Source organism: Synechococcus sp. MIT S9503, from assembly GCF_047304175.1.
Taxonomy (GTDB): domain Bacteria; phylum Cyanobacteriota; class Cyanobacteriia; order PCC-6307; family Cyanobiaceae; genus Synechococcus_C.
In genome coordinates this window covers 2,528,793-2,554,334 of sequence record NZ_CP138955.1, presented here as the reverse complement: position 1 = coordinate 2,554,334, position 25,542 = coordinate 2,528,793, and the positions used below count along the sequence as shown (strand labels likewise).

Genomic DNA, 25,542 nt, shown 5'->3' with positions numbered 1-25,542 from the left:
GCTGCCGCTCAGCAGCCACACAGCAAGGCTCCTCAGAGCAAGCGAAGCCGCAGGGTCTCCAGGATCCCGCGGCTTTGCTGTTGATAGCCACCGCCAAAGAGGTTGGCGTGGTTCACCAGGTGGTAGAGGTTGAGCACATCAACTCGCTCTTCTGCTCCGGCAGGCAGAGGCCATTCACTGCTGTATCCCTCCATAAAACGCCGGGAGAATCCACCGAACAGGCAGGTCATGGCCAGATCCACCTCACGGTCAGCCCACCAGCTGGCGGGATCAATCAACAGGCCCCGACCATCAGCCAGCACTGCAGCGTTACCCGACCAGAGATCACCATGCACCAAACAGGGCTCAGACGCGTGCCGGTTGAGCCATGCGGCGATCGGTTGCAGCAGCGGCTCCCATTCCTGCGCATCCAGACCCCACGTCCGGGCCAGGTGGAACTGTGGCCGGAGCCTGAGTTCGGTGAATGCTTGCCCCCAGTTCTCGCGCCAACCGCGGGGCTGGGGGCCAAGGCCGATGAAACCATCCTGATCCCAGCCGAAACAACCTGGCCCGCCATCGGCCGATGCACGATGCAGGAGCGCCAACCCCCTGCCGAGAGAGAACTGATCGCCGCTGCTGAATTCACACCAGGCCATCACCAAAGCTGACTGCCCAGACAGTGGCAAGCAACCAAGCACCTGAGGCACTTCGATCAAGGAGAGATCCGCCCAGCCCCTCAAAGCCTGCAGGCCGGACTGTTCTGCCCGCAGATTGGCGGAGTGGGCCACCTTGACGAACAGAGCCTGACCATCGCTCAGACTCACCCGCCAGCTGGATCCGACACTGCCGCCGCCCGCTCTGAGCAGGTCAGTCACCTGACGCCCCTTAAGCAGACCAGCGTCTGTCGCCAGAGCCTGTTGCAGCTGATCACGCATCCACGCTGATCGAACTCTGCTGTCAGCATGCCGCGATGGAATCAGTCCAGGACGTGATCGTGATCGGTGGCGGCATCGCCGGTCTCACTGCAGCAGCCCTGCTGGCTCACGAAGGCCTGTCCGTCACGCTTCTGGAGTCACATCACCAGCTGGGAGGTTGTGCTGGAACGTTCCGCCGGGGTCCATACACATTTGATGTCGGCGCCACCCAAGTGGCTGGACTCGAACCGGGCGGCAGTCATGCCCGACTCTTCCGTCACCTGAAGATCAAACCTCCCGAGGCTGCTCGTCTGGACCCGGGCTGCGTGGTCGACCTCAACGACGGTTCGCCTCCGGTGCATCTCTGGCACGACCCCGAGCGCTGGCGCCGGGAGCGCAGCCAGCAGTTCCCAGGCAGCGAACGCTTCTGGCAACTCTGCCGCTGGATTCACCGGCAGAACTGGCAGTTCGCCGCCGCAGATCCGGTTCTGCCTGTGCGGACAGGCTGGGATCTCGGACGAACCCTGGCCGCACTGAAACCCGGGAATCTGGCCTGTGCTCCCTTCAGCCTGCTGACGGTCTCCGACCTGCTGAATCTCAGTGGATGCGGTGGAGACATTCGACTGCGCCGCTTCCTCGACCTTCAGCTTCGGCTCTATTCACAGCAACCATGCGACCGCACCGCCGCCCTCTACGGGGCGACAGTCCTGCAGATGTGCCAGGCGCCACTTGGACTCTGGCATCTGCATGGCTCAATGCAGAGCCTCAGCGATCAGCTGGTGATGGCGCTGCAACGGGATGGTGGACGTGTGCATCTGCGTCATCGCGCTGTGAAACTGGAGCGCGACCACGACTTGGCCGAATGGCTGGTCACGGTTGATGCCCATGCTCAGGGGAAGCTGCGCCTGAAAGCCAGTGAGATCGTCTGCAGCCTTCCGCCGCAATGCCTGCCGGGGCTGATACCCGACCCTCAACAGATGCCCGAGGCTTATCGCAACCACCTCGACACACTCAAGGCACCCAGCGGGGCGATTGTCTTTTACGGAGCTGTTGAGCGTCATTATCTGCCCGACGACTGCCCCGGCCATCTGCAGCGTGATGAGGAGTCCCCCGGTTCACTTTTTCTGTCGGTAAGCCATGACGGTGATGGTCGAGCCCCGGAAGGACAGGCCACCGTGATCGCCAGTGTGTTCACCTCACCGGAGGGATGGCTCGACTTGGATGAAAAGGCCTACCAGAAGCGCAAGAAGGAACTTCGCGACTCAATTCGTGCTGGAGTGAACGCCGCTCTGAACCTGCCCGATCACGCCTGGCTGCATCAGGAGCTGGCAACACCGAGAGGTTTTGCCCACTGGACCGGGCGACCGCATGGAGTGGTGGGGGGCCTTGGTCAGAGCCCCGATCGCTTCGGACCCTTCGGACTCGCGAGCCGCACCCCCATTCCTGGTCTCTGGCTGTGTGGAGACTCCATTCATCCTGGAGAGGGAACCGCCGGTGTCAGCCTCTCCGCATTGATGGCTTGCAGGCAACTGATGGCCTCAAAGGGGCTGAGCATCAGGCTTGCCGACTAGAAGAATCCGAGGGCTTCTCCAGGAAACCGGGACGCAGTGCACGGGTGTTCTCCAGTTCCCTCTCCAATTGAGCCCAGTGGCCATTGATGATCGCCTCCTCAAGCTGCTCCAGGCTCCATCGATAGGCGGCAAGGGCTTTCAGCAATGCAGCGGTGTTGCGGCTGGCCATCGCAGTCCCCAGGGCTGGATTACCTCCACCGACACGTGTCGTGTCCGCGAAGCCACTGGACGCCAGTTGGCGGGCAAGGTCGCGCACACGCGGGTCTCGCTCCTCCCCGAGCACTCGCAGCAGTGCTGCACTCACCATCACGGGCAGGTGTGAGATCAGGGCAACGGCCTGGTCATGGATCAGCGGATCGGCGCTGATCCAGTGCGAACCCAGAGAACAGGCCAGCGCCCGCACCTGCTCGACGGCGCCTGAATCGGTATCGGGTTCCGGAGTCCCCACCCAGGGGCGCCCCCTGAACAGGCCACTGCAACCGGATTCCACCCCCGACTCCGCCGTTCCCGCCATGGGATGAGACGCCACGAAACGTGGGTGAAGATCTCGCCAGACATCGAGAACGGCTCCCTTGACCGACCCGACATCCGTGATCACAGCCTCAGGCGGGAGCGCCTTGATCAGTGCGTCCTGCGGCTGCAGCAAGGCTTCCAGAGGCAAGGCCAGCACGACAAGGTCACAGCCCTCAAGGCAGGCAGGCTCACAGCTGACAGCATCAACAAGCCCGCGTTGCAGTGCTCGGTCGGCCGTGCTGGCTCGATGCACGAGGCCCTGAACGCTGACTCCCAGAGCACGCAGATCAAGACCGATCGAGCCACCGATCAGGCCAAGCCCAACGACACCCACCCTTCTGACACCTTCCAGCGCTGCGATCCGCTCCTGATCCATGACCGCCGTCTGCATGCAGTCCATGTTGCTCTCCAAGGCAAGGGATCGGAACGGCTCAGCCTGAACCGATGCGCGGCACGGCGGTTCTTAGGCTTGCCGGATGCTGGAAGTCGAGGCCCATCAGCAGCTCAAACACCTGCTCAGGGGGGAAGCAGGCCATTGGGAGCATCAACTGACACTGAGCCGGCTGGTGGGGCGAAGCCTGCGCAGACAGGATCGAACCAGAATCCAGCTTTCCGCTGGCGGCAGCGAGCGCTGGTGGCTGGCCCTGCTGGTGCCGCTCAGCCTGCGGAGTCGTCACACCGTGCTGGTGCTCGATGAAAGCCAGCAGCAGAGGTTGCTCCAGATCGAACGACCACGTCTGCTGCAAAGCGGATTGAAGCTTGGGTGCTGGACAGGCTATGAGCCTCCACCTGGAGACCAGATCTGGCTGCTGACGCCCGAACAGCTGCTGGAGGCCCATCACTCCGGGCAACTCCGGCCGGAGGACCATCTGGTGATTCCAGAGGCTGAATGGCTGCCCTCCCGTCTCCGGCACGCCATGACGGTGCAGATCGACGCCTGCCACTGGGAGCAGCTTCGAGCTGCATTCCCCTCCGCGGGCAAGGGGCTGCTGGATCTGCATGAACGCCTGAGCCGCCAGCTCGTCGTTCTTGGCGGCGGAGCGAACCGCGATCTCGTCATGCCAGAGAGCGCTTTGACCATGGTTCGTGATCTGCTGCAACTGCTTGGATCGACACCAGCGCCGTGGTGTCAGCTGATGTCCATGGAGCAGACGTCTTGGGCCAGCTGGGCCCGAATGGATCCGCTGACACTGCAGTGGTGCTGGCAACTGCAACCGCTGGAACCGGTCATCGCGCTGGATCCACTCTTCTACAGCCATCCCTGGACACTGATCCACGTTGACGGAGGCTGTCGGCGTCATGGCGAAGCGCGCGGCACCGCTGGCGATGAACTGCAGATCGACCTGCGTGATGCGCCAAGGGGCGAACCGCTGCCGATCTATCTGCCGAGACGTCAGCCTCTCCCGAACACGGAAATTTTCGCCGACCACCTGCTGGAACAGAGCCGACGGCTGATTCTGGGGAGATCCGGACTGACAGCGGTACTCGTAAACCCTCCGCGCATGCGTCAGCGTCTCTGCAGTGAGCTCGCAGCGGAATTCGGCAGCAGGGTCACCCTGGAAAGCACCGCTCCGGAGACCAATGGAGTGGTCTGCTGCAGCTGGGGCTGGTGGCTGAGTCATCAGCATCTTCTCCCCGAACCGGAACAACTGATCGCGGGCATGCTGCCGATCGCCAGTCGGGAAGATCCCCTCACCGCAGCCAGGGTGGAGTCATTGAAGCGACAGGGACGAGACTGGTTTCGATCGCTTCTTCTGCCGGAGGCACTGGCGATCCTGATCCCCGCCATCGCCTCCTTGAGACAGAGCGGTGGACGCCTGGCCATCCTCGATGGGAGAGTGCGCGGCCGCAGCTGGGGTGAGCACGTGCTGCGGGCGCTCGAACCCTGGGAAGCACTGCAGAGACTTCGTCCTGACTGACAAACACTTCTAGGCTGAGCAAGAGCCAGAGAGGCCTGTGATGGGAGAAGCACGACGCCGAGCCAGTCAGGGACTTCCGCCTCGCCAGCGCAAGCCGGATCCCAAGGACGCTGAGCGATTCATCGCCTGGTTGCCTCTGACCCGCGCCCAGGGAGCACAATTCGTGTCAATCACGACGCGAGGCGCCTGGATTGGGATCGCAGCACTGGTGCTGTTCTGGGTGGTGGTGCGCTTTATCGGTCCGGCGGCAGGCTTCTGGACCCTTGCTGACAGCCCCTAGAACCGGAAAAGCTCACCTTGATCCTGAATTCGGAAGAAAACCTTTAGAATCATTTGATCCTGAGAGGCGTTCCCTGTGTTTCTACGACTTTCCGAGCAGTACCGTTCGGTCGTCCAGGATCTGGTCATGAGCCTGCAGGCTCTGGCCGCCAATCTCAGCAAACAGGGAATCACAGCAACCTGCTACGTCTGCGATGACGGCCAAGACGGAAAAGGTGCTTCATTCATGGCTGAACTCGGCGATCAGCACATGGTTCGTTTTCTGGTCTCCGACTTCGGGATCAGCTGGGTCGAATCTCGCAATGGACGAGAACTGGTGAAATTCGAGGGCGCTGAAGCCATCCAAGAACTTCAGCGCATCACGGGAAACCGGCAGATGAGCTGCAGGGAACGCAGCTCCTCACAGCTTCAGAACAGCTGATCAGGCTGCGTCCTTCGACGAAGCAGCCTGGTCGGCGGACTTGGGGAGAGGCTTGGCTGCAGCCGAACGTGCCGCAGCTGCCAGAGGGCGCATCGAATTGGAGGTGACCTCCGAACCTTCCGTCAGCTTCTGACGCACCAGCACCTCAATCGCATCCTTGGCTTCTGGATTCTGTTCCAGCCAGCCGATGGTGTTGTCACGACCCTGACCGATGTTGTCGCCTTCATAGCTGTACCAGGCTCCCTTGCGGGTCACGACACCCGTTTCCTCCGCCAGGTCGAGAAGACAGCCCAGCGTGCTGATGCCACGACCGAAGAGAATGTCGAATTCCGCGATCCGGAAAGGAGGAGCCACCTTGTTCTTAGCCACCTTCACCTTGGCGCGGATGCCGTATTCCTCGGTGCCGCGCTTGAGCGTTTGAATACGGCGGATATCAAGCCGAACCGAGGCATAGAACTTGAGAGCGTTGCCACCGGTGGTGGTTTCCGGGTTGCCGTAAGTGACGCCGATTTTGAGACGCAACTGGTTGAGAAAAATCACCGTGCAACCTGACTTGCCGATGTTGCCGGTGATCTTTCGCATCGCCTGGCTCATCAGACGGGCCTGACTGCCAACAGCAAGATCTCCCATCTCGCCCTCGATTTCGGCACGAGGCGTGAGAGCGGCGACCGAGTCAACCACCACGATGTCGACTGCAGCTGAACGAACCAGCTGATCCACGATCTCCAGCGCCATCTCGCCGGTGTCTGGCTGAGAGACAAGCAGATTCTCGACATCCACACCCAGCGATGCGGCATACACAGGGTCGAGAGCATGCTCGGCATCAACGAAGGCGGCGACGCCTCCGTTGCGCTGAACCTCGGCGATGGCATGCAGGGTCAACGTGGTCTTACCCGAACTTTCCGGGCCGTAGACCTCGACAACACGCCCCTTGGGATATCCACCACCCAGGGCGAGATCAAGGGTGAGGGCACCTGTGGAAATCGTCTCGACCCGCATCCTGGATGCGTCCCCAAGGCGCATGATCGATCCCTTGCCGAAATTGCGCTCGATCTGACCGAGCACGAGGTTGAGCGCTTTATCACGCTCACCGGGGCGGACATCTCCACCGGAGGACTGGGAGGCTTTCACATCGGCTGGCATGGCTGAAACAGTTAAAGAGCAGAAGAACGCCGCAGGCAGCTGATCGGGACGGCGGGTGAACCGACGCCTCGGTGGGATCAGAGGCTGGACAGATCATCCAGTGCCCCGATCCAGGCCATCCGTCTCACGTAGTACAGATGTACGTTATCGAATCAGGGCCAGTCCGCCAAGGGGGCAGCGAACTGTTCCGGATGGAGCAGGCTGATGCCTTTGGAGAGATCGATCACATCGGCGGGCCTCAGATATCCCCAGCTGACCAGCCAGCAGGGCAGGGTTTCAAGACCTGGTGTTGCCCTCACCGCTTCCAGAGTGGGGCGACGATCCTCAACGAAGCCGCCAAGCCGCCAATCACAGGCCAGGCGGCGCAGCACTTCAGGCTTTGAACCCGATTCATGGCCATCGATCCGTTGAGGCTTCAGGCCCATCGAGGCGAGCAGCTCGGCGGTGAAGTCGCGTGCCTTGGTGGTAAGAACCGCCCAGGAGAGGTTTTCTTCCGTGAACGCCATCAGACGTTCAGGAACCCCTGGGTAGGGCTGATGCAGAGCAAGCCAGGCGTCACGATCGTTGCGCACGGCCTCGGCCCGCACGCCCTCCAGGGTCTGCTGCAGCAACACTTGATTCCAACCGAAGCGATCGAGTGCTGCAGAGCACTGAGCACCGTAGTCACGAACAAAAACCTCGGTGCCCAGCCGCTGGAGAGGACCACGACGTTCAGAGAGCATGGCCGCGATCAGAACCATCTCCCAGCCGTGATGAATCCAGGGTCTGAGCTGAGCGAACTGCTCAGGCGCTGACTCGGGGAGATCGGCACCGGGAAGCAGCTTCAGGCATGCACGCCGGGAACTCCACCAGTATTCCCGCATGCCGTCCACAATCACGCCGTCGAAATCAAAGACCAGCAGATTGGGGGGAAGCACCGATGATCCGGAAAAACTGGGCCGCTAGGATTCGAACCTAGGAATGGCGGGACCAAAACCCGCTGCCTTACCACTTGGCGACGGCCCATCGACTCCAGCGGTGACACTCGCTATGGAGATCAGCCCTGGGGTTCAAATAGTTACCCACAGCGAAGCGACCTTCGTCAATCCATCCGGGCCAACTGTCGGCTTATCAGGGCGGGAAAACCCTGAGGCGACGCTGGTCGCTCGAGCCGTAGACATCGCTCTGGAGGCTGTACCGGGCAACCAGATCCGCCTGCATCTGCAGAACGTTCTCATTGCGCGGGAGAAGTTCAACCGGACGCCCCTCCGGCATCACGATCTGCTCCACTGCAAGCCTGCATTCCTCAAGTGCTGCCAGAGCATCAGCTCGATCCGACTGCTCTGATGAAACCTCGATGCCCTGTTCCTTGTGGGACGGAGCTCGGCGACTGAGCAGGCGCTCAAGAGCGCGTTCCACCTGAGCCAGCGAGTCCGACTTGATGACCAGGATCGGCACCCCGGCCTCACGCGCCTGACGCCGAAGCCCGGGATGACGACCCAGTCCCTGACGAACGCTCAGAAGAACATCAGCAGAAGCAAGATCATCAATGGCTCTGACAGGCCAGCTGTGGCATCGGACAGCCTCCTCAAGCCGTTGCCGGCTGAGGCCGCAGCACAACACCTGCAGATCGGTCTCAGGCGGGGCTACGGCAGTCGGTGAGTCGCTGGACCGAGAGCTCCCGGGGCCGGATCGCTCGGGATCTGGCACTGGCACAACAGCCAGGGCGGGGCGTCGCTGAGGAGGCTGCGGCATCGACGGCTCAGGGTCCACAAGCCGCACTCCACCATCCGCCATCAGCTCACGCTGCTGAGGCCTGGGGCTTTGGCCGCGCAACAGGAGATCCACGGTGCGTCCGACATCGTCATGAACCGCCCAGCGGTGACGGCTGTGCATCTCCACCGCGAGGGGGAACGTCGGTTCGGCAGCACGCTCGAGAACGGTTTTCTGAGTCCGTCGGCGTCGCGCTTCCTCATCGCCCAGAGTGACGGATTCGATCCCGCCCACGAGATCGCAGAGAGTGGGGTTCTTGATCAGATTGGCCAGGGCGTTGCCATGGGCTGTGGCCACCAGCATCACGCCTCGCTCAGCGATCGTGCGGGCCGCCTGAGCTTCCAGCTCGGTGCCGATCTCATCAATCACGATGACTTCCGGCATGTGGTTTTCAACCGCCTCGATCATCACCTGATGCTGCAGCTCGGGCCGGGCCACTTGCATGCGCCGGGCACGCCCGATGGCGGGATGGGGAATATCACCATCACCGGCGATTTCATTGCTGGTGTCGATCACCACGACCCGCTTCTGAAGATCATCGGCCAGAACCCGGGCAATCTCTCTGAGTGCCGTGGTCTTGCCCACACCGGGACGTCCCATCAGCAGCAGCGAATCACCGCTGTCGAGCAGATCGCGAACGATGGCGACGGTGCCGAACACGGCGCGCCCAACCCGACAGGTGAGACCGACCACATCACCACGCCGATTGCGGACAGCACTGATTCGATGGAGAGTGCGCTCGATCCCCGCCCTGTTGTCGGCCCCGAACTGGCCGATCCTGCTCACCATGTCTGCGAGATCCTGGCGCTCCAGACAGCGCCGGCCGAGTTCAACAGAACGACCTGGATAACGGGCTTCCGGAATCCGGCCGAGATCCAGCACCACCTCAAGCAGCTGTTCACGGCGCGCAGCAGGTTCGAGAGCCTCCTGAACCGGAGTGGGCAACAGCGCTAGCAAGCGCTGGAGGTCATCGGTGATGCGCTCGGTACTCATGGACCAGGCTCCCAGTGTTCATCAGGACCCAGTCGCCTTTTAGCAGGACTGAGCCTCCTGTTGAGGATGATCAGGGGCGCGAAAGCCAGGGGGTCACAAGATCCCTTGCCAGCGCGAGGGCCTGCTCCCAGCCAAAAGGCCAGTCACGCAGTGTTGTCCGGCGGCACTCCGCTTCCTGCAGAAGCGGTAGGACAACAGAACGCGCCATACCGCCGAAGGCCACTCCTGCCGGCCCCATGGAGCGTGGCAGTCCCAGACCATCCAGCAGACCGATGGTCGCCCCATTGGTTCCTCCCGCCAGCTGCAGAGGTCCTGGAGGTGCGCTGGTGCGCACCTGTTGCCAGAGTCGCAGAGCCGCGCGGGCCGTTCCTGCGCCCACGTCGCCGCTCATCGGGCGTCCATCGAGCTGCCAGAGAGGGCGGAAACCCCGTCGACGCAGTGCTTCATGTCGGCCCCAGAGCTCCGTGGCCAGATCTGCTGCACGCAGTCCATGCCCCTCCAGTCCGCAGCTCACCGCAAGCCTGCGCAGAGACACTGAGGAAGCAACAACCTCATCAAGCGTGCGTTCAAATTCCTCGAAGCGTCCCGGTGCCGTGTGAACTTCGAGCGCATCGGGTTGCAGCTCTGCCAGCAAAGAAGCCAGGTTGTCCAGCCCGACGCGATGGTCCGAGGTTTCAATCAACCCGAGAGGGCAGGCAGGCAAACAGCGGCCACAGCCATAGCAGCGGCTTGGATCCACACCGGGACCCTGATGAATGGCATCAGCAGGACAGACCCTCTCGCAAGGCCGCGAGCAATCCGGAGGGCAGCGCGACGGATCAAAGACTGCCTTGCGGAAATGGGCATCGCGCCCGTCACTGACACTGACCATCAGCCAAGGTGAATGACCGGTGCGCGCACGGGCCCAGCTGAGACCCGTGCGCGCTGCTGTGACGACAGCGGCATCGGCTGCCACGTCAACACACTGCACACCCGCGACTGCATAGAGAGCGCAGAGATCAGCCACCGCAGCCAGGTCCTGGTTACTGGCTCCACAGATCAATTTGACCCAGCGACCCTCGCCGAGAGCATCATCACCGGCTGTCAGAGAACCGGTGACCGGCAGAAGACAGGAAGTCAGGCTCCCAGCAGCCGTTTCATCGGCTGCCAGCGCAGGCTGCGCGCACCACCCATTTCCACAACCACCTTCAGTCGCGGCTCACGCCTGCAGAGATCACAGAGGGAAAGCAACTCGGATCGGGACAACACCTGACCCTCAATCAGCCAGAGGACCACTGGCTTATCTCCAAGCAGAAGCTCGCCGAGCTGGGGCATGACCTCCTGAACTTCACCAACCGCTGCACCGCGTCCCACACTCTGATGCCCGAGATGGGGAGGCCTGACACCATGTTTCTGCAAGAGGAACACCTCCGGATCTCCAAGACCGCGTGCCGAGGTGATCTGGGTGCGGTAACCGGCAGCGCGCAGACGTCTTAACAACCGTGTCTCCGCACCACCTTCCAGTGGAGCGTGAACGGCCATGACCCCGGCGGATTCCAGTTCACGGCGGAAACCCCCACCCAAAAGCAGCAGCGGCATGGAATCAGTCCAGATGATGTGAGTCTGGCAGCTGATCAGGGTTGGAGGGAACCCGGAAGGCAGTGATGTAGTGTCTTTGTTTGCTCCGCCGATCTGTGCCCGTCCGCTAGCCGGGCCTCCAGTTCCAAGAGCAGGTCCGGCGTGTGCGCCGGATCTTCAGGCCAGTGCAATACAGCGATTCCATTCGTTGCATTGCCGGGAAACTACCGATCCTTACCGGTCGATCAAGTCCCAGCCAGCTGATTCGCTCGCTAGCCCCATTCCGAAATGCCCCAGCGGTTTCCGTTGAAGCGTTCGGCCATGACTGCGTCATCTCAATCAGCGCCCACTCAGGCCACAGCTCAAGCAGCGTCAAGTTGCAACGGCTGAGGTTGTTCACGCTGGCGTCACTACCTCCCATGTCCATCGGCATCCTTGGGAAGAAACTGGGAATGTCCCAGTTCTTCGACGAGCAGGGCAAAGCCGTCCCGGTCACCTTGATCGAGGCGGGGCCTTGCCGGATCACCCAACTCAAGACCACTGAAACTGACGGCTATGAGGCCGTGCAGATCGGCTTTGGCGAAACACGTGAAAAGCTGATCAACAAACCCGCCAAGGGTCACCTCGCCAAGTCCGGCGAAGGGATCCTCCGCCACCTGCGTGAATACCGCGTCGACGACCTGAAGGGTCTTGAACTGGGTGGAGCGATCACCGTCGGTGATTTCGAGGCAGGCCAGAAGGTGGACGTCAGCGGCGACACCATGGGTCGTGGCTTCTCCGGCTATCAGAAGCGTCACGGCTTCAGTCGAGGCCCGATGACTCACGGTTCGAAGAACCACCGCGAACCGGGTTCAACCGGCGCCGGCACCACACCAGGCCGGATTTATCCAGGCAAGCGCATGGCTGGCCGCTACGGCGGCAAGAAAATCACGACGCGCGCCCTGACAATTCTCAAGGTTGACAGCGATCGGAACCTGTTGGTGGTCAAGGGATCCGTTCCAGGAAAACCCGGATCACTGCTGAACATCCGGCCCGCCAATCGCGTTGGCGCCAAGCCCGCCAAAGGAGGTAAGTGATGGCCAATTGTGTTGTTCGTGACTGGCAAGGCAAGGAAGCCGGCAAGGCCTCCCTCGACCTGAAGGTGGCCAAGGAAGCCACCGCTCTCGACCTGATGCACCGTGCGGTTCTGCGCCAGCAGGCCCACAGCCGTCAGGGCACCGCAAGCACTCTCACCCGTGCGGAAGTACGGGGCGGGGGACGCAAGCCTTACAAACAGAAGGGTACCGGCCGGGCCCGTCAGGGATCGATCAGAACTCCTCTGCGTCCCGGTGGTGGCATCGTGTTTGGCCCCAAGCCCCGCACGTACAACCTTGCGATGAACCGCAAGGAACGTCGACTGGCCCTGCGCACAGCGCTGATGGCCCGCATCGACGACGTGACCGTGGTGAAAGATTTCGGGGCAGCGATTGAAACCCCGAAAACCCGCGAAATCGTTGACGCACTAGGGCGTCTAGGCATTGCTGCCGGCGCCAAAGTGCTGATCGTGCTCACCGACCCTTCTGAAGCTGTGCGACGTTCCGTTCGCAATCTTGAGAAGGTGAAGCTGATCTCGGCCAACCAGCTCAACGTCTTCGATCTCCTCCACGCCAATGCTCTGGTGCTTGGAGAAGAGGCACTCGCAACAATCCAGGAGGTCTACGGAGATGACTGAGCGCTTCACAGGGCGTCTGGCGGATGTCATCCGCAGACCTCTCATCACAGAAAAGGCCACGCGTGCACTGGAAATGAACCAGTACACCTTCGAGGTGGACCACCGAGCTGCCAAACCCGACATCAAAGCCGCCGTTGAGCAGCTGTTCGATGTCAAGGTCACTGGCGTCAGCACCATGAACCCACCCCGCCGCAGCCGTCGGGTCGGCCGATTCGCCGGCAAGCGCTCTCAGGTGAAAAAGGCCGTGGTGCGCCTCGCCGAGGGCAACTCCATCCAACTCTTCCCTGAGTCCTGAGGGGTCTGAAACGTCATGGCAATTCGTACCTTCCGCCCCTACACACCCGGAACCCGTACCCGGGTCGTCACCGACTTCAGTGAAGTCACCAGCCGCAAACCTGAACGTTCCCTGGTGGTGTCCAAGCACCGCCGCAAGGGACGCAACAATCGCGGCGTGATCACCTGTCGCCATCGCGGCGGCGGTCACAAGCGGCAATACCGCATCGTCGATTTCCGACGCAACAAACACGGCGTACCCGCCAAGGTCGCCGCCATTCACTACGACCCTCACCGCAACGCGCGGCTGGCACTTCTCTTCTACACCGATGGAGAGAAGCGCTACATCCTGGCTCCTGCCGGAGTCACCATCGGCCAGACCGTTGTGTCCGGACCTGAATCGCCCATCGAGATCGGCAACGCCATGCCGCTCTCCGATGTACCCCTGGGTTCAAGCGTTCACTGTGTTGAGCTTTATGCCGGCCGCGGCGGCCAGATGGTGCGTACAGCCGGAGCCAGTGCTCAGGTGATGGCCAAGGAGGGTGATTACGTCGCTCTGAAACTGCCGTCGACCGAGGTTCGCCTGGTTCGGCGTGAGTGTTACGCCACCATCGGCGAAGTCGGCAACTCGGAGATCCGCAACACAAGCCTCGGCAAAGCAGGTCGCCGCCGCTGGCTCGGACGGCGTCCTCAGGTTCGAGGCAGTGTGATGAACCCCTGCGATCACCCCCACGGTGGTGGTGAGGGTCGTGCACCCATCGGCCGTTCCGGTCCTGTGACTCCGTGGGGCAAGCCGGCACTGGGCCTCAAGACCCGCAAGCGCAACAAGCCGAGTAACAAGTTCGTCCTCCGGAAGCGTCGCAAGACGTCCAAGCGGAGCCGTGGCGGACGCGACTCATGATGCTGCTCACCATTCCGTCGTTCGCTTAATCCGCCATGGGACGTTCACTCAAAAAAGGCCCTTTCATTGCTGACAGCCTTCTGCGCAAGGTTGAAAAGCAAAATGCCGCCGATGACAAATCGGTGATCAAGACGTGGTCCAGGGCCTCCACGATCCTGCCGATGATGATCGGCCACACAATCGCGGTTCACAACGGCCGCACCCACGTTCCGGTCTTTGTGACCGAACAGATGGTGGGCCACAAGCTCGGCGAGTTCGCGCCCACCCGCACCTTTAAAGGCCACATCAAAGACAAGAAAGGAGGCCGCTGAGATCATGACAACGTCATCCCCAACGGCAAACACTGCCCAGGCCCACGGTCGCTTCATCCGCGGTTCCGTGTCGAAGGTTCGGCGGGTTCTCGATCAGATCCGAGGTCGCAGCTACCGCGACGCGCTGATCATGCTCGAGTTCATGCCTTACCGCTCCACCGGACCGATCACCAAGGTGCTGCGTTCCGCAGTGGCCAATGCCGAGCACAACCTCGGACTTGATCCCTCCACCCTGGTGATTTCCCAGGCCAGTGCTGACATGGGCCCGTCCATGAAGCGCTACCGGCCCCGCGCCCAGGGTCGCGCCTTCGCGATCAAGAAGCAGACCTGCCACATCAGCATTGCTGTGGCTGCCCAGACCGATTCCTGACCCCCGAGCACCCCGACTGATGGGACACAAAATCCATCCAACCGGCTTACGCCTGGGGATCACCCAGGAACACCGGTCACGCTGGTACGCACCCAGCAAGAGCTATCCGAGTCTCCTCCAGGAAGACGATCGGATCCGCAAGTTCATCCACAAGAAATACGGCTCCGCCGGCATCAGTGATGTGCTGATTGCTCGCAAGGCCGATCAGCTCGAAGTTGAGCTGAAGACCGCACGCCCAGGCGTGCTGGTAGGACGCCAGGGCAGCGGCATTGAAGAGCTGCGCTCCGGCATTCAGAAAACCGTCGGTGATCTGAACCGTCAGGTTCGAATCAATGTGGTTGAGGTTGAGCGCGTCGATGCCGATGCCTTCCTGCTTGCCGAGTACATCGCTCAGCAGCTTGAGAAACGCGTTGCCTTCCGTCGAACCATCCGCATGGCTGTTCAGCGAGCTCAGCGCGCTGGCGTTCTTGGCCTGAAGATTCAGGTTTCAGGTCGCCTCAACGGTGCTGAGATCGCTCGTACCGAGTGGACGCGTGAAGGTCGTGTGCCCCTGCACACCCTGCGCGCTGACATCGACTACGCCACCAAGGTGGCCAGCACCACCTACGGGGTGCTGGGCATCAAGGTCTGGGTGTTCAAAGGCGAGGTGTTGGGTGATGAAGCCCAGCAGCAGCTGCCTGTGGGGGCGACCCCGCGGCGTCGGGCCGGTCGCAGGCCCCAACAGTTCGAAGACCGCTCCAACGAGGGTTGAACAGGAGGCCTGAACCATGCTGAGTCCAAAACGCGTCAAATTCCGTAAGCAGCAACGCGGCCGCATGCGCGGTGTCGCCACCCGTGGCAACACCATCGCTTTCGGTCAGTTCGCTCTGCAGGCACAGGAATGTGGCTGGATCACCTCGCGCCAGATCGAGGCCAGCCGTCGTGCCATGACCCGCTACGTCAAGCGTGGCGGAAAAATCTGGATCAGGATCTTCCCTGACAAGCCCGTCACCATGCGCGCGGCCGAGACCCGAATGGGTTCCGGTAAGGGCAACCCGGAATTCTGGGTGGCGGTGATCAAGCCAGGCAGGATCCTGTTCGAGATGGGTGGTGACGAAATCACCCCCGAAATCGCCAAGGAAGCCATGCGCCTCGCGCAGTACAAGCTGCCTGTGAAGACCAAGTTCATCACCCTCGATGAACAGGAGCAGACATCCGGTGCGAACGCGCCGGCCGCTGCTGCCGCCTCAGTGGAGTCCTGACAATGGCCCGTCCCAACGCCTCCGAGCTGCGTCAACTCTCCGACGCAGACATCACCGAACAGATCACCGGCCTCCGTCGGGAGCTGTTTGATCTGCGTTTCCAGCAAGCCACCAGGCAGCTGGCCAACACTCACCGCTTCAAGCAGAGCCGCATCAAGCTGGCCCAGCTGCTGACGGTGCAGAAGGAGCGCCAGAGCTCCTCCGTCTCCTGATCCTTCGCTTCATACTCATGGCACTCAAGGAAAGGGTCGGCACCGTCGTCAGCGACAAGATGGACAAAACGGTGGTGGTTGCGGTGGAAAACCGCTTTCCCCATCCCATCTACAAGAAGACGGTCAGCCGTACCACCCGTTACAAGGCTCACGACGAGAACAACAGTGTTCGCGTTGGTGACCGTGTCCGCATCACCGAGACCCGTCCGCTCAGCCGTCACAAGCGCTGGGCTATCGCCGAGGTCCTCAGCCACAGCCCCAAGGCTGAGGAGGTCAACAAATGATTCAACAGGAATCCTTCCTCACGGTCGCTGACAACAGCGGAGCCAAGCGCATCCAGTGCATCCGCGTGCTGGGCAGCAATCGCCGCTACGCCCATGTGGGTGATGTGATCGTGGCCGCCGTCAAGGACGCCATGCCCAACATGGGCGTGAAAAAGTCCGATGTGGTCAAGGCAGTGGTGGTCCGCACCAAAGCCACCCTGCGTCGTGACACCGGAAACTCCATCCGGTTTGACGACAATGCCGCCGTCATCATCAATGACGACAAAAACCCAAAAGGCACTCGCGTGTTCGGTCCTGTGGCCCGTGAGCTGCGCGACCGCAACTTCACCAAAATCGTCTCCCTCGCTCCGGAGGTGATCTGAGATGGCAACTGCAACTCCGAAATCCGCCGCAAACCAGCGCATCAAGATGCGCCTGCGCAAGGGCGACACCGTTCAGGTGATCACCGGCAAGGACAAGGGCAAGACCGGTGAGGTCCTGCGCACCCTTCCCAACGAAAACCGAGTGGTCGTGCAGGGCGTCAACATGCGCACCCGCCACGTGAAGCCCACCCAAGAGGGTGAAAGCGGGCGGATCGTCACTGAAGAGGCCTCACTGCATGCCTCCAACGTGATGATCTACTCCACCGACAAGAAGGTGGCCAGCCGAGTCGAGCTGATCACCGAAAAGGACGGCAGCAAAAAGCGCCGCCTCAAGAAAACCGGCGAGGTGATCGACTGATCGCCTCGAACCGCCTTCTGACCAAGTCCAGAAGTCCCATTCCCCAGCCATGTCACTGAAACAGCGCTACCGGGAGACCATTCAGCCCAAATTGCTGAAAGATCTAAGTCTCTCCAACGTCCACGAAGTTCCCAAGGTGGTGAAAGTCACCGTCAATCGGGGACTCGGCGAAGCTGCCGCCAATGCCAAGTCCCTTGAGGCCTCGGTCAACGAACTTGCTCAAATCACCGGCCAGAAAGTGGTTGTGACGCGAGCCAAGAAAGCCATCGCAGGCTTCAAGATCCGCCAAGGCATGCCGATCGGCTGTGCCGTGACTCTGCGCGGCGATCGCATGTATGCGTTCCTCGAGCGACTCATCAATCTGGCACTCCCTCGCATCCGCGACTTCCGCGGCGTCAGCCCCAAGAGCTTCGACGGACGCGGCAACTACACCCTGGGGGTTAGGGAGCAGATCATCTTCCCTGAGATCTCCTTCGACAAGATCGACGCGATCAGGGGCATGGACATCACCATCGTGACCACTGCCCGTTCGGATGAAGAGGGCCGGGCCCTCCTCCGCGAGATGGGAATGCCATTCCGCAGCAACTGAGCCCTCCTCGGAAACCATTATGGCCAATCACGACCCTATTTCCGACATGCTCACCCGCATTCGCAATGCGAGTGAGAAACGTCACCAGAGCACGAAAGTTCCCGCCTCCCGCATGTCTCGCAGCATTGCCAGGGTGCTGCAGCAGGAAGGCTTCATCGCCGAAATCAGCGAAGAAGGCGAAGGCGTCAGCACCAACCTGGTGCTGGAACTCAAATACAGCGGCAAGCACCGCCAGCCCACCATTCGCTCCATGCAGCGGGTGAGCAAGCCCGGTCTGCGCATCTACAAGAACACCCGCGGACTTCCCAAGGTCCTCGGCGGATTGGGGGTGGCGATCATTTCCACCTCCAAAGGTGTGATGAGCGACCGCGACGCCCGAAAGCAGGGCGTCGGCGGTGAAGTGCTCTGCTACGTCTATTGATCCGGAGCCAGAACCATGTCACGTATCGGTAAAGCCCCCATCCCCATTCCTGAAAAGGTGACGGTGAGCCTCAACGGCCTCGCTGTCACCGTGAAGGGGCCGAAGGGCGAACTCAAACGCACACTGCCTGAGGGCGTGAGCATCGATCAGGTGGAGAACACCATCGTGCTGGCTCCCACCAGCAGCAAGCGCACCTCCCGCGAGCGCCATGGCCTTTGCCGCGCACTTGTCAACAACATGATTGTTGGTGTCGAGAGCGGTTTCAGCAAAAGCCTGGAAATCATCGGTGTGGGTTCCAGGGCCCAGGTCAAAGGCACCACGCTGGTTGTCAGTGCCGGCTACAGCCATCCGGTCGAGGTCGCAGCCCCGGAAGGGATCACCTTCAAAGTCGAGAACAACACCAAGGTGATTGTTTCCGGAATCGACAAGGAATTGGTCGGCAATGAAGCCGCCAAAATCCGCGCCATCCGTCCGCCTGAGCCCTACAAGGGCAAGGGGATCCGGTACGAGGGCGAGTGGATCCTTCGCAAGGCAGGCAAGTCGGGCAAAAAATAATCCACTGCCAGACGCTGTTCCTCATTACCCACCATGTCGACCCTTTCCCGAAAACAACAGACCCAGAAGCGTCATCGACGCCTGCGTCGTCACATCAACGGCACCGCCGGCAAACCTCGTCTCGCCGTGTTCCGCTCCAACAGCCACATCTATGCCCAGGTCATCGATGATGACGCGCAGAGCACGCTCTGCTCAGCGTCCACCGTCGACAAGGACCTGCGCACCAGCCTCAAAACCAACGCCAACAGCTGCAATGCATCCGTTGCCGTCGGTGAACTGGTGGCCAAACGAGCCCTCGCCAAGGGCATCCAACAGGTGGTCTTCGATCGCGGCGGCAACCTGTATCACGGCCGGGTGAAAGCCCTCGCCGACGCCGCCCGGGAAGCGGGCCTTCAGTTCTGATCCTGCTCTCAACATGACCGATTCCAACCCCCAGACCAATCCCAACGACGTGCCCTCGGCAGCGGATGTTCCAGCAGCGGCTGAAGGCCAGCAGGAGCAGCGCCGCGGTGGCGGTCGCGACCGTGGTGACCGCCGTGGCGGACGTCGCGGCGACCGACGCAACCAGGAGCGCGACTCCGAATGGCAGGAACGGGTTGTTCAGATCCGACGCGTCTCCAAGACCGTAAAAGGCGGCAAGAAGATGAGCTTCCGAGCCATTGTTGTGGTCGGAAACGAGCGTGGTCAGGTCGGCGTCGGTGTCGGCAAGGCCGGCGACGTGATCGGTGCTGTCCGCAAGGGCGTCGCCGACGGCAAGAAGCACCTGGTCAAGGTGCCTCTGACGCGCCACAACTCCATCCCGACTCTCTCCAACGGGCGTGATGGTGCTGCCAGTGTGTTGATCCGCCCTGCCGCTCCAGGTACCGGTGTGATCGCAGGCGGTTCGATCCGCACGGTCCTTGAGTTGGCCGGCATCAAGAATGTGCTCGCCAAGCGACTGGGCAGCAAAACCCCACTGAACAACGCACGGGCCGCCATGGTGGCTCTCGACAGTCTCCGCACTCACAAGGAGACCGCCAAGGAACGGGGGATCTCCCTCGAGCAGATCTATTCCTGATTCCCCATGACACTCCGACTTGAATCACTGAAGGCCAACAAAGGTGCCCGTCGTCGCAAACTGCGCAAGGGTCGCGGCATCGCCGCCGGCCAGGGCGCGAGCTGCGGTTTTGGCATGCGCGGCCAGAAGTCTCGTTCCGGCCGTCCGACCCGCCCAGGGTTTGAGGGTGGTCAGATGCCCCTCTACAGACGGGTGCCCAAGCTGAAGCACTTCCCTGTGGTGAATCCCAAGAACTTCACCGTCTTGAATGTGTCTGCGCTCAACGAGCTCAAGGCAGGCAGCACCGTCAACCTCGACTCCCTCGTTAAGGACGGCGTTGTCACCAGTCCCAAGCACCCTCTGAAAATCCTCGGTAACGGGGACATCAAAACCAAACTGACTGTTCAGGCAGCCGCTTTCACGGCATCAGCTCGAACCAAAATCGAAGCAGCCGGTGGCACCTGCGAACTGCTGGACTGAGATCCTTCGGATCAACCTTCACAGATCTAGCGTCTGAGCCGTCCGCCGATCCACTTCCGCGGACGGCTTTGCTGCATCAAGCTCAACCAAACACCCTCTGTTCCATGCTCGTCAGTCGGGGACGCAATCCCAGCGCCAGTGAAGTCATCACCCAGCTGGTGCAAAATCCGGAGCTGAGAGGCCGGGTTCTCACAACCCTGGGTCTGTTGATGCTGGTGCGCCTCGGCATCTACATCCCGATGCCCGGTATCGACAGAGTCGCCTTTGAGCAGTTCATCCAACAGGGTGGGCAGCTGATCGGCTTTCTCGACATCTTCACCGGCGGCGGCATCTCCACGCTGGGAATTTTCGCCCTCGGGATCCTCCCCTTCATCAACGCCTCGATCATCCTGCAGCTGCTCACAGCCTCGCTGCCGCAGCTGGAGGATCTTCAGAAGAATGAAGGCGAAGCCGGCAGACGCAAACTCGCCCAGATCACTCGCTATGTCGCTCTCGGCTGGGGTTTAGTCCAGAGCGTGGTCTTCGCCATGATCCTTCGTCCCTACGCAGTTGAAGGACTTCCCGTTGCTGTGTTCGTCGTGCAGACGGCCCTCGCTCTGGTGACCGGATCGATGATCGTGATGTGGCTCAGCGAAGTGATCACGGAACGAGGAATCGGCCAGGGAGCCTCTTTGGTGATCTTCCTGAACATTGTCGCCACCCTGCCCCAGGCGCTTGGTTCAACCATTGAGAAAGCACAGACAGGCGATCGGAACGATGTTTTCGGAATCGTGATCCTGGTGCTTGTGTTCCTCGTCACCATTGTGGGGATCATCTTCGTGCAGGAGGGGCAGCGCCGCCTTCCGATCGTTAGTGCGAAACGTCAGGTGGGTGGTGGAGCGGTTTTACCCAACCGCCAGAGTTACCTCCCCCTCAAACTCAACGCCGGTGGCGTGATGCCGATCATTTTCGCGTCGGCACTGATTTTTCTCCCGATCACCATCGCCAATTTCAGCCAGAACCCGTTTCTGATCAGAGCGGCCACAGCACTCAACCCAGGCAGCTCTAATCCCTGGCCCTATGCCCTGGTGTTCTTCTCTCTGATTCTCGGCTTCTCCTACTTCTACGCGTCTCTGACCTTCAACCCGGTTGATGTCGCGAGCAACCTCAAGCGTGGTGGGGTGGCGATCCCTGGTGTTCGGCCCGGCACTGCAACAGCGAACTATCTCGAGGGAGTGAAAAACAGACTCACTCTTCTGGGCGGACTCTTCCTTGGTGCTGTCGCCATCATTCCTTCCGCCGTTGAGCGGGCGACGAATGTGCAGACATTCCAGGGCCTCGGTGCCACCTCTCTGCTGATCCTGGTGGGTGTGGCCATCGACACCGCCAAGCAGGTGCAGACCTACGTGATCTCTCAGCGTTACGAGGGGATGGTCCGCCAGTGACGCTGATCCAGCAAACGTTCACCCCCCTCACCCAACAATTCTGATTCGCCATGAAACAACGCCTTCTGTTTGTTGGACCGCCAGGCGCTGGGAAGGGCACGCAGGCTGCACGCCTTTGTGAGCAACACGCACTGCGGCACCTGTCGACAGGCGATCTCCTCAGAGCTGAGGTTGCCGCAGGCAGCGAACTGGGGAAGGAAGCGGAAGCCGTGATGAACCGCGGTGAGCTGGTGACGGACGCTCTGGTTCTGGCCATTGTCAAGGCACAGCTTTCTGCTCTTGACGGCCAGGGCTGGTTAATGGATGGCTTCCCACGCAACGTGGCCCAAGCTGAGGCCCTGGCACCGATGCTGAAGGAGCTCGATCAGGCGATTGAGGCCGTGGTGCTTCTGGAAGTTGATGACGCCGTCTTGGTTGAGCGACTGCTGGGCCGGGGTCGTGCTGACGACAACGAAGAGGTGATCCGCAACCGACTTACGGTCTACAAGCAACAGACAGCACCACTGATCAATTACTACAGCAGTCAAAACCTGCTGATGACAGTGCAAGCCGACGGGACCGTTGAAGCCATTGCTGAACGGATTGAGAGCATTCTTGCTTGACCCGCTGTGGTACGTTAGCTGTTTGCAACATTGGAGAGCTTCGCCCCATGAAGGTGCGTTCCTCAGTCAAAAAAATCAGCCCTGACGATCAGATCGTCAAGCGCAGAGGTCGCATCTACGTGATCAACAAGAAGCGTCCTCGCAACAAACAGCGCCAGGGCTGAAGCCTCGGATCAACGCTCTCCAGGCAGGGGTTTCTCTCTGCCAGCCTGATTGAAGACTTCCCAGGCATAGGAAGTCATTGTCCACCTCGATTAATTGCTCAGTGGCACGGATTGCTGGTGTCGACATTCCCCGCGACAAGCGGATCGAAGTCGCCCTCACCTACATCTATGGAATCGGCCCGACCAGGGCCAAGACCATTCTCTCCAAGACAGGAGTCAACCCCGACATCCGGGTCAAGGATCTTGAGGACGGTGATGTACAGAAGCTTCGTGGTGCCACCGAGACCTACACGATCGAGGGTGACCTCCGCCGCCAGGAGGGCATGGCCCTCAAGCGTCTGCAGGACATCGGCTGTGTGCGCGGTCGTCGCCACCGCATGAGCCTTCCGGTGCGCGGACAGAGAACTCGCACCAATGCGCGAACCCGTCGCGGTGCCCGCAAGACCGTGGCCGGCAAGAAGAAGTAATTCCCTTCGGCCGATCGGATCCTTCCCGTTCCATAAGCACCTTCCATTCCCAGGCCCATGGCCAAAACAGTCAAGAAATCAGGCCCCAAGAAGGCCAAGCGCAACGTTCCCAACGGAGTTGCCCATATCCAGAGCACCTTCAACAACACCATCGTGTCGATCACCGACACCACAGGAGAAGTCATCTCATGGTCTTCGGCAGGTGCCAGCGGCTTCAAGGGTGCTCGCAAGGGCACGCCATTCGCTGCCCAGACCGCAGCGGAAGCAGCAGCACGCAGAGCTCTTGAACAGGGCATGCGTCAGATCGAAGTGCTCGTGCGCGGGCCCGGCTCAGGTCGTGAAACCGCAATTCGGGCGCTCCAGGTGGCCGGTCTCGAAATCACGCTGATCCGCGACGTGACCCCTCTGCCACACAACGGCTGTCGCCGTGCCAAGCGTCGGCGCGTCTGAAGCCAACGCGTCCCCGTCCAGGTCCCTCTCTCCCCCGCCTCAGACCGTGTTGCAATACCAGATCGACCGTATCGAGCATCAGATCGCCGACGATCGCTCCCAAACCGGTGTGTTTCTCATCGGCCCCCTCGAGCGGGGGCAGGCCACAACCCTGGGCAATTCCCTTCGGCGTGTGCTGATGGGCAACCTTGAAGGCACCGCGGTCACAGCCGTGCGCATTGCCGGCGTGAACCACGAATACGCCACCATTCCTGGAGTTCGTGAGGATGTGCTCGACATCCTGCTGAACTGCAAACAGATCACGGTCAACAGCCGCACCAACGAACTTGAGATCGGCAGGCTTGTGGTTGCAGGCCCCGCAACCGTGAAGGCCCGCGACCTGCAGTTCTCCTCACAAGTGCAGGTGGTGGACGGGGAGAAGGTCATTGCCACGGTGAGTGACGGCTACAGCCTCGAGCTCGAAGTTCATGTGGAGCGTGGCATCGGCTATCGCCCCGTCGATCGTCACAACGAGGACACCAGCGCTATCGATCTGCTTCAGATCGATTCCGTGTTCATGCCTGTCCACCGCGTGAACTTCACCATCGACGAAACAGCTGTTGCTGAAGGTGGTTCCGCACGCGAGCGCCTGCGCATGGAGGTGGTGACTGACGGTTCCATCACCCCCGACGATGCCATTGCTCAGTCAGCGAACCAGCTGATCGAACTGTTCCAGCCCCTCGCCACCGTCACCATGGTGGAGGAGGTTCAGGCTGAACCCGAACCCACAGCCGAAGCGCAGATCCCCCTTGAGGAACTGAACCTGTCTGTTCGCGCCTACAACTGCCTGAAGCGTGCACAGGTCAATTCCGTCTCCGACCTGATGGGTTTCAGCTACGAGGATCTGCTGGAGATCAAGAACTTCGGCTCCAAGTCCGCTGATGAGGTGATTGAAGCCCTTGAGAGGATCGGCATTCAGATCCCACAAAGCCGCACCAGCGTCTGACTCCTTCCCAAACCCGCAATTCAGCACCTCCAGAACCATGCGCCACCAATGCCGAGTCCCTCAGCTGGGACGTCCAGCTGACCAACGCAAAGCGATGCTCCGCGGCCTGACCACACAGCTGATCCGTGAAGGTCGCGTAACCACCACCAAAGCTCGTGCCAAGGCTCTGCGTGACGAAACCGAACGTATGATCACGCTGGCCAAGGAAGGAAGCCTCGCTTCGAGACGACGGGTACTCGGATACGTCTACGACAAGCAGCTCGTGCATGCCCTCTTCGATAAAGCTCCTGATCGCTACAGCGATCGCAAAGGTGGCTACACCCGCATCACCCGCACCGTTCGTCGTCGCGGAGACAATGCTGAGATGGCCATCATCGAACTGGTCTGAATTCCGGTCTCAGCATCACGGCAATCAACATCCCTGAACCCTCGACTGATACTGTCGGCAGCCGTCTCAAACGGATCGCCCTCAGTCTCCAGTACGAGGGTTCACTGTTTTGTGGCTGGCAGCGTCAATCCAACGGCACCAGTGTTCAGGCCGTTCTTGAGGATGCCATTTCGGCTCTCGACCCCCATCGACCGGTGCAGACCGTTGCTGCAGGGCGCACCGATGCCGGCGTTCATGCGGCCGGCCAGGTGGTGCATTTCGACAGCAGCGGGCCGATTCCTGCCAGCCGCTGGGCTCCGGCTCTCAATGGACGGTTACCGTCCTCGATCCGCATCCGAGAGGCGGTGGAACGCCCTTTGCGCTGGCATGCCTGCTATTCGGCAAGCTACAGGCGCTATCGCTACACTCTCTACAACGGTCGAAGGCCGAACCTTTTTCTGGCTCCCTGGAGCTGGCATCGCTACCAGACTCGCCTGGATGACAAGGCGATGGAACAGGCGCTGCATGGTCTGCTGGGATGCCATGACTTTGCAGCGTTCCAACGCGCTGGAAGCCGCAGATCTCACTCACGCACCACGATTCAGGATGTGTCCATCCAACGTCGTGGAGATCTCATTGATCTCGAGATCCAGGCCAGCGGGTTTCTGTACGGAATGGTGCGTCTGCTGATGGGGCAGCTGGTGGCCGTTGGAGAGCATCGCCTGACCCCGGAATACTTTGAACGCCGCTGGAGAGAGCGTCGCCGCAATGAAGTGAAGGATGGAGCACCGGCGCAGGGCCTCTGTCTGTTGCGTGCCGGCTATCCCGAGAACATCTTCAGCGAGGGGGGCTGGTACGATTGCAAACCGACTTTTTTCTTGGCCAGCGAAGATCCACCTCCGGATCCTCCGCCCTGGCCAGTCCATTCCTGAGAGGCC

37 protein-coding genes and 1 tRNA gene are annotated in these 25,542 nt (G+C 61.0%); 30 read left to right on the top strand and 8 right to left on the bottom strand.

Annotated features, from left to right (window positions below; translation table 11 throughout):
* Positions 1-32: 32 nt before the first annotated feature.
* Complete coding sequence (locus SIB56_RS13745; protein ID WP_413324440.1) at positions 33-914, bottom strand: fructosamine kinase family protein; 882 nt, start codon at positions 912-914, stop codon at positions 33-35.
* A 35-nt stretch (positions 915-949) separates the two neighbouring features.
* Here SIB56_RS13745 and crtD point away from each other — a divergent pair, with 35 nt between their 5' ends.
* A complete protein-coding gene (gene crtD, locus SIB56_RS13740) occupies positions 950-2,464 on the top strand; it encodes a C-3',4' desaturase CrtD (protein WP_413324439.1) in 1,515 nt (504 codons plus the stop codon).
* Here the strand turns inward: crtD and SIB56_RS13735 are convergent.
* Positions 2,448-3,353 (bottom strand): prephenate/arogenate dehydrogenase, encoded by a 906-nt coding sequence (locus tag SIB56_RS13735; protein WP_413327441.1) that lies wholly within the window; start codon positions 3,351-3,353, stop codon positions 2,448-2,450. The genes crtD and SIB56_RS13735 overlap by 17 nt on opposite strands.
* A 100-nt stretch (positions 3,354-3,453) precedes the next feature.
* On the opposite strand from SIB56_RS13735, the gene SIB56_RS13730 reads away from it, so the two are divergent.
* From SIB56_RS13730 to SIB56_RS13720, 3 genes are all read left to right on the top strand, one after another.
* Entirely contained in the window at positions 3,454-4,896 is a 1,443-nt protein-coding gene (locus SIB56_RS13730; protein WP_413324438.1) for a helicase, read from the top strand.
* Positions 4,897-4,936: 40 nt separating this feature from the next.
* Positions 4,937-5,176, top strand: a complete 240-nt coding sequence (locus SIB56_RS13725; RefSeq protein WP_114993304.1) for a DUF2839 domain-containing protein — start codon at positions 4,937-4,939, stop codon at positions 5,174-5,176.
* A gap of 75 nt (positions 5,177-5,251) precedes the next feature.
* Positions 5,252-5,596 carry a DUF1815 family protein gene (locus SIB56_RS13720; protein ID WP_413324437.1) on the top strand — a complete coding sequence of 115 codons (345 nt, stop codon included), beginning with the start codon at positions 5,252-5,254 and terminating at the stop codon, positions 5,594-5,596.
* On the opposite strand, the gene recA is transcribed toward SIB56_RS13720, so the two are convergent.
* The 6 genes from recA to SIB56_RS13690 all read right to left on the bottom strand — a co-directional run bounded on the left by recA (position 5,597) and on the right by SIB56_RS13690 (position 11,062).
* Positions 5,597-6,739, bottom strand: a complete 1,143-nt coding sequence (gene recA / locus SIB56_RS13715; protein WP_413324436.1) for a recombinase RecA — start codon at positions 6,737-6,739, stop codon at positions 5,597-5,599. It abuts the gene before it with no gap.
* Between the two features lie 152 nt (positions 6,740-6,891).
* The gene (locus tag SIB56_RS13710; RefSeq protein ID WP_413324435.1) at positions 6,892-7,656 is read right to left on the bottom strand and encodes an HAD family hydrolase; all 765 of its coding nucleotides are present in this window, start codon (positions 7,654-7,656) and stop codon (positions 6,892-6,894) included.
* A 16-nt stretch (positions 7,657-7,672) separates the two neighbouring features.
* Positions 7,673-7,744, bottom strand: a tRNA-Gln gene (locus SIB56_RS13705).
* 105 nt (positions 7,745-7,849) lie between these two features.
* Positions 7,850-9,484 carry an AAA family ATPase gene (locus SIB56_RS13700; protein WP_413324434.1) on the bottom strand — a complete coding sequence of 545 codons (1,635 nt, stop codon included), beginning with the start codon at positions 9,482-9,484 and terminating at the stop codon, positions 7,850-7,852.
* Between the two features lie 70 nt (positions 9,485-9,554).
* Positions 9,555-10,589: an LdpA C-terminal domain-containing domain gene (locus SIB56_RS13695; protein ID WP_413327439.1), complete on the bottom strand. Its 1,035-nt coding sequence runs from the start codon at positions 10,587-10,589 to the stop codon at positions 9,555-9,557.
* An 11-nt stretch (positions 10,590-10,600) separates the two neighbouring features.
* On the bottom strand, positions 10,601-11,062 hold the full coding sequence (locus SIB56_RS13690) for an NAD(P)H-quinone oxidoreductase subunit N (protein ID WP_413324433.1): 462 nt from the start codon (positions 11,060-11,062) through the stop codon (positions 10,601-10,603).
* A 398-nt stretch (positions 11,063-11,460) separates the two neighbouring features.
* Between SIB56_RS13690 and rplC the strand changes: the two genes are divergently transcribed.
* From rplC to truA, 26 genes are all read left to right on the top strand, one after another.
* Positions 11,461-12,117 (top strand): 50S ribosomal protein L3, encoded by a 657-nt coding sequence (gene rplC, locus SIB56_RS13685; protein WP_413324432.1) that lies wholly within the window; start codon positions 11,461-11,463, stop codon positions 12,115-12,117.
* Positions 12,117-12,752, top strand: coding sequence for a 50S ribosomal protein L4 (gene rplD, locus SIB56_RS13680; protein ID WP_413324431.1), 636 nt, complete (start codon positions 12,117-12,119; stop codon positions 12,750-12,752). Before rplC ends, rplD begins: the two co-directional genes overlap by 1 nt.
* On the top strand, positions 12,745-13,047 hold the full coding sequence (locus tag SIB56_RS13675; RefSeq protein ID WP_413324430.1) for a 50S ribosomal protein L23: 303 nt from the start codon (positions 12,745-12,747) through the stop codon (positions 13,045-13,047). Before rplD ends, SIB56_RS13675 begins: the two co-directional genes overlap by 8 nt.
* A gap of 15 nt (positions 13,048-13,062) precedes the next feature.
* The gene (gene rplB / locus SIB56_RS13670; protein ID WP_413324429.1) at positions 13,063-13,926 is read left to right on the top strand and encodes a 50S ribosomal protein L2; all 864 of its coding nucleotides are present in this window, start codon (positions 13,063-13,065) and stop codon (positions 13,924-13,926) included.
* Positions 13,927-13,961: 35 nt separating this feature from the next.
* Positions 13,962-14,237: a 30S ribosomal protein S19 gene (gene rpsS, locus SIB56_RS13665; protein WP_006854824.1), complete on the top strand. Its 276-nt coding sequence runs from the start codon at positions 13,962-13,964 to the stop codon at positions 14,235-14,237.
* Between the two features lie 4 nt (positions 14,238-14,241).
* Positions 14,242-14,607, top strand: a complete 366-nt coding sequence (rplV, locus tag SIB56_RS13660) for a 50S ribosomal protein L22 (protein WP_413324428.1) — start codon at positions 14,242-14,244, stop codon at positions 14,605-14,607.
* Positions 14,608-14,626: 19 nt separating this feature from the next.
* A complete protein-coding gene (gene rpsC / locus SIB56_RS13655) occupies positions 14,627-15,358 on the top strand; it encodes a 30S ribosomal protein S3 (protein ID WP_066904453.1) in 732 nt (243 codons plus the stop codon).
* Positions 15,359-15,374: 16 nt separating this feature from the next.
* Positions 15,375-15,848, top strand: coding sequence for a 50S ribosomal protein L16 (gene rplP / locus SIB56_RS13650; protein WP_413324427.1), 474 nt, complete (start codon positions 15,375-15,377; stop codon positions 15,846-15,848).
* Between the two features lie 2 nt (positions 15,849-15,850).
* Positions 15,851-16,060 (top strand): 50S ribosomal protein L29, encoded by a 210-nt coding sequence (rpmC, locus tag SIB56_RS13645; RefSeq protein WP_413324426.1) that lies wholly within the window; start codon positions 15,851-15,853, stop codon positions 16,058-16,060.
* Between the two features lie 17 nt (positions 16,061-16,077).
* Positions 16,078-16,344 (top strand): 30S ribosomal protein S17, encoded by a 267-nt coding sequence (rpsQ, locus tag SIB56_RS13640; RefSeq protein ID WP_114993317.1) that lies wholly within the window; start codon positions 16,078-16,080, stop codon positions 16,342-16,344.
* Complete coding sequence (rplN, locus tag SIB56_RS13635) at positions 16,341-16,706, top strand: 50S ribosomal protein L14 (protein ID WP_186491755.1); 366 nt, start codon at positions 16,341-16,343, stop codon at positions 16,704-16,706. The genes rpsQ and rplN overlap by 4 nt, the downstream gene beginning before the upstream one ends.
* Position 16,707: 1 nt before the next feature.
* Positions 16,708-17,064, top strand: a complete 357-nt coding sequence (gene rplX, locus SIB56_RS13630) for a 50S ribosomal protein L24 (RefSeq protein WP_413324425.1) — start codon at positions 16,708-16,710, stop codon at positions 17,062-17,064.
* A gap of 49 nt (positions 17,065-17,113) precedes the next feature.
* Entirely contained in the window at positions 17,114-17,653 is a 540-nt protein-coding gene (rplE, locus tag SIB56_RS13625) for a 50S ribosomal protein L5 (protein WP_413324424.1), read from the top strand.
* Between the two features lie 19 nt (positions 17,654-17,672).
* Entirely contained in the window at positions 17,673-18,074 is a 402-nt protein-coding gene (gene rpsH / locus SIB56_RS13620; RefSeq protein WP_413324423.1) for a 30S ribosomal protein S8, read from the top strand.
* Between the two features lie 15 nt (positions 18,075-18,089).
* Positions 18,090-18,629, top strand: a complete 540-nt coding sequence (gene rplF, locus SIB56_RS13615) for a 50S ribosomal protein L6 (RefSeq protein ID WP_413324422.1) — start codon at positions 18,090-18,092, stop codon at positions 18,627-18,629.
* 33 nt (positions 18,630-18,662) lie between these two features.
* Positions 18,663-19,031 (top strand): 50S ribosomal protein L18, encoded by a 369-nt coding sequence (gene rplR, locus SIB56_RS13610; protein WP_413324421.1) that lies wholly within the window; start codon positions 18,663-18,665, stop codon positions 19,029-19,031.
* Between the two features lie 13 nt (positions 19,032-19,044).
* A complete protein-coding gene (gene rpsE / locus SIB56_RS13605) occupies positions 19,045-19,686 on the top strand; it encodes a 30S ribosomal protein S5 (protein ID WP_413324420.1) in 642 nt (213 codons plus the stop codon).
* A gap of 6 nt (positions 19,687-19,692) precedes the next feature.
* Complete coding sequence (gene rplO / locus SIB56_RS13600; RefSeq protein WP_413324419.1) at positions 19,693-20,145, top strand: 50S ribosomal protein L15; 453 nt, start codon at positions 19,693-19,695, stop codon at positions 20,143-20,145.
* Positions 20,146-20,249: 104 nt separating this feature from the next.
* Positions 20,250-21,569 (top strand): preprotein translocase subunit SecY, encoded by a 1,320-nt coding sequence (gene secY / locus SIB56_RS13595; protein WP_413324418.1) that lies wholly within the window; start codon positions 20,250-20,252, stop codon positions 21,567-21,569.
* A gap of 50 nt (positions 21,570-21,619) precedes the next feature.
* Positions 21,620-22,171, top strand: coding sequence for an adenylate kinase (locus tag SIB56_RS13590; protein ID WP_413324417.1), 552 nt, complete (start codon positions 21,620-21,622; stop codon positions 22,169-22,171).
* Between the two features lie 47 nt (positions 22,172-22,218).
* A complete protein-coding gene (rpmJ, locus tag SIB56_RS13585) occupies positions 22,219-22,335 on the top strand; it encodes a 50S ribosomal protein L36 (protein WP_066904998.1) in 117 nt (38 codons plus the stop codon).
* A gap of 101 nt (positions 22,336-22,436) precedes the next feature.
* A complete protein-coding gene (gene rpsM / locus SIB56_RS13580) occupies positions 22,437-22,802 on the top strand; it encodes a 30S ribosomal protein S13 (protein ID WP_413324416.1) in 366 nt (121 codons plus the stop codon).
* Positions 22,803-22,859: 57 nt separating this feature from the next.
* On the top strand, positions 22,860-23,252 hold the full coding sequence (gene rpsK / locus SIB56_RS13575) for a 30S ribosomal protein S11 (protein ID WP_066904496.1): 393 nt from the start codon (positions 22,860-22,862) through the stop codon (positions 23,250-23,252).
* 46 nt (positions 23,253-23,298) lie between these two features.
* Positions 23,299-24,237 (top strand): DNA-directed RNA polymerase subunit alpha, encoded by a 939-nt coding sequence (locus SIB56_RS13570; RefSeq protein ID WP_413327437.1) that lies wholly within the window; start codon positions 23,299-23,301, stop codon positions 24,235-24,237.
* 37 nt (positions 24,238-24,274) lie between these two features.
* A complete protein-coding gene (rplQ, locus tag SIB56_RS13565; protein ID WP_413324415.1) occupies positions 24,275-24,625 on the top strand; it encodes a 50S ribosomal protein L17 in 351 nt (116 codons plus the stop codon).
* A 29-nt stretch (positions 24,626-24,654) separates the two neighbouring features.
* Positions 24,655-25,536, top strand: coding sequence for a tRNA pseudouridine(38-40) synthase TruA (gene truA / locus SIB56_RS13560; protein WP_413327434.1), 882 nt, complete (start codon positions 24,655-24,657; stop codon positions 25,534-25,536).
* The last annotated feature ends 6 nt before the right edge of the window (positions 25,537-25,542 follow it).

Bases quoted from the DNA above. Each gene is read 5' to 3' on its own strand.
- SIB56_RS13745 (WP_413324440.1), bottom strand. From the start codon at position 914: ATGCGTGATCAGCTGCAACAGGCTCTGGCGACAGACGCTGGTCTGCTT.
- crtD (WP_413324439.1), top strand. From the start codon at position 950: ATGGAATCAGTCCAGGACGTGATCGTGATCGGTGGCGGCATCGCCGGT.
- SIB56_RS13735 (WP_413327441.1), bottom strand. From the start codon at position 3,353: ATGGATCAGGAGCGGATCGCAGCGCTGGAAGGTGTCAGAAGGGTGGGT.
- SIB56_RS13730 (WP_413324438.1), top strand. From the start codon at position 3,454: ATGCTGGAAGTCGAGGCCCATCAGCAGCTCAAACACCTGCTCAGGGGG.
- SIB56_RS13725 (WP_114993304.1), top strand. From the start codon at position 4,937: ATGGGAGAAGCACGACGCCGAGCCAGTCAGGGACTTCCGCCTCGCCAG.
- recA (WP_413324436.1), bottom strand. From the start codon at position 6,739: ATGCCAGCCGATGTGAAAGCCTCCCAGTCCTCCGGTGGAGATGTCCGC.
- SIB56_RS13700 (WP_413324434.1), bottom strand. From the start codon at position 9,484: ATGAGTACCGAGCGCATCACCGATGACCTCCAGCGCTTGCTAGCGCTG.
- SIB56_RS13690 (WP_413324433.1), bottom strand. From the start codon at position 11,062: ATGCCGCTGCTGCTTTTGGGTGGGGGTTTCCGCCGTGAACTGGAATCC.
- rplC (WP_413324432.1), top strand. From the start codon at position 11,461: ATGTCCATCGGCATCCTTGGGAAGAAACTGGGAATGTCCCAGTTCTTC.
- rplD (WP_413324431.1), top strand. From the start codon at position 12,117: ATGGCCAATTGTGTTGTTCGTGACTGGCAAGGCAAGGAAGCCGGCAAG.
- SIB56_RS13675 (WP_413324430.1), top strand. From the start codon at position 12,745: ATGACTGAGCGCTTCACAGGGCGTCTGGCGGATGTCATCCGCAGACCT.
- rplB (WP_413324429.1), top strand. From the start codon at position 13,063: ATGGCAATTCGTACCTTCCGCCCCTACACACCCGGAACCCGTACCCGG.
- rpsS (WP_006854824.1), top strand. From the start codon at position 13,962: ATGGGACGTTCACTCAAAAAAGGCCCTTTCATTGCTGACAGCCTTCTG.
- rplV (WP_413324428.1), top strand. From the start codon at position 14,242: ATGACAACGTCATCCCCAACGGCAAACACTGCCCAGGCCCACGGTCGC.
- rpsC (WP_066904453.1), top strand. From the start codon at position 14,627: ATGGGACACAAAATCCATCCAACCGGCTTACGCCTGGGGATCACCCAG.
- rplP (WP_413324427.1), top strand. From the start codon at position 15,375: ATGCTGAGTCCAAAACGCGTCAAATTCCGTAAGCAGCAACGCGGCCGC.
- rpmC (WP_413324426.1), top strand. From the start codon at position 15,851: ATGGCCCGTCCCAACGCCTCCGAGCTGCGTCAACTCTCCGACGCAGAC.
- rpsQ (WP_114993317.1), top strand. From the start codon at position 16,078: ATGGCACTCAAGGAAAGGGTCGGCACCGTCGTCAGCGACAAGATGGAC.
- rplN (WP_186491755.1), top strand. From the start codon at position 16,341: ATGATTCAACAGGAATCCTTCCTCACGGTCGCTGACAACAGCGGAGCC.
- rplX (WP_413324425.1), top strand. From the start codon at position 16,708: ATGGCAACTGCAACTCCGAAATCCGCCGCAAACCAGCGCATCAAGATG.
- rplE (WP_413324424.1), top strand. From the start codon at position 17,114: ATGTCACTGAAACAGCGCTACCGGGAGACCATTCAGCCCAAATTGCTG.
- rpsH (WP_413324423.1), top strand. From the start codon at position 17,673: ATGGCCAATCACGACCCTATTTCCGACATGCTCACCCGCATTCGCAAT.
- rplF (WP_413324422.1), top strand. From the start codon at position 18,090: ATGTCACGTATCGGTAAAGCCCCCATCCCCATTCCTGAAAAGGTGACG.
- rplR (WP_413324421.1), top strand. From the start codon at position 18,663: ATGTCGACCCTTTCCCGAAAACAACAGACCCAGAAGCGTCATCGACGC.
- rpsE (WP_413324420.1), top strand. From the start codon at position 19,045: ATGACCGATTCCAACCCCCAGACCAATCCCAACGACGTGCCCTCGGCA.
- rplO (WP_413324419.1), top strand. From the start codon at position 19,693: ATGACACTCCGACTTGAATCACTGAAGGCCAACAAAGGTGCCCGTCGT.
- secY (WP_413324418.1), top strand. From the start codon at position 20,250: ATGCTCGTCAGTCGGGGACGCAATCCCAGCGCCAGTGAAGTCATCACC.
- SIB56_RS13590 (WP_413324417.1), top strand. From the start codon at position 21,620: ATGAAACAACGCCTTCTGTTTGTTGGACCGCCAGGCGCTGGGAAGGGC.
- rpmJ (WP_066904998.1), top strand. From the start codon at position 22,219: ATGAAGGTGCGTTCCTCAGTCAAAAAAATCAGCCCTGACGATCAGATC.
- rpsK (WP_066904496.1), top strand. From the start codon at position 22,860: ATGGCCAAAACAGTCAAGAAATCAGGCCCCAAGAAGGCCAAGCGCAAC.
- rplQ (WP_413324415.1), top strand. From the start codon at position 24,275: ATGCGCCACCAATGCCGAGTCCCTCAGCTGGGACGTCCAGCTGACCAA.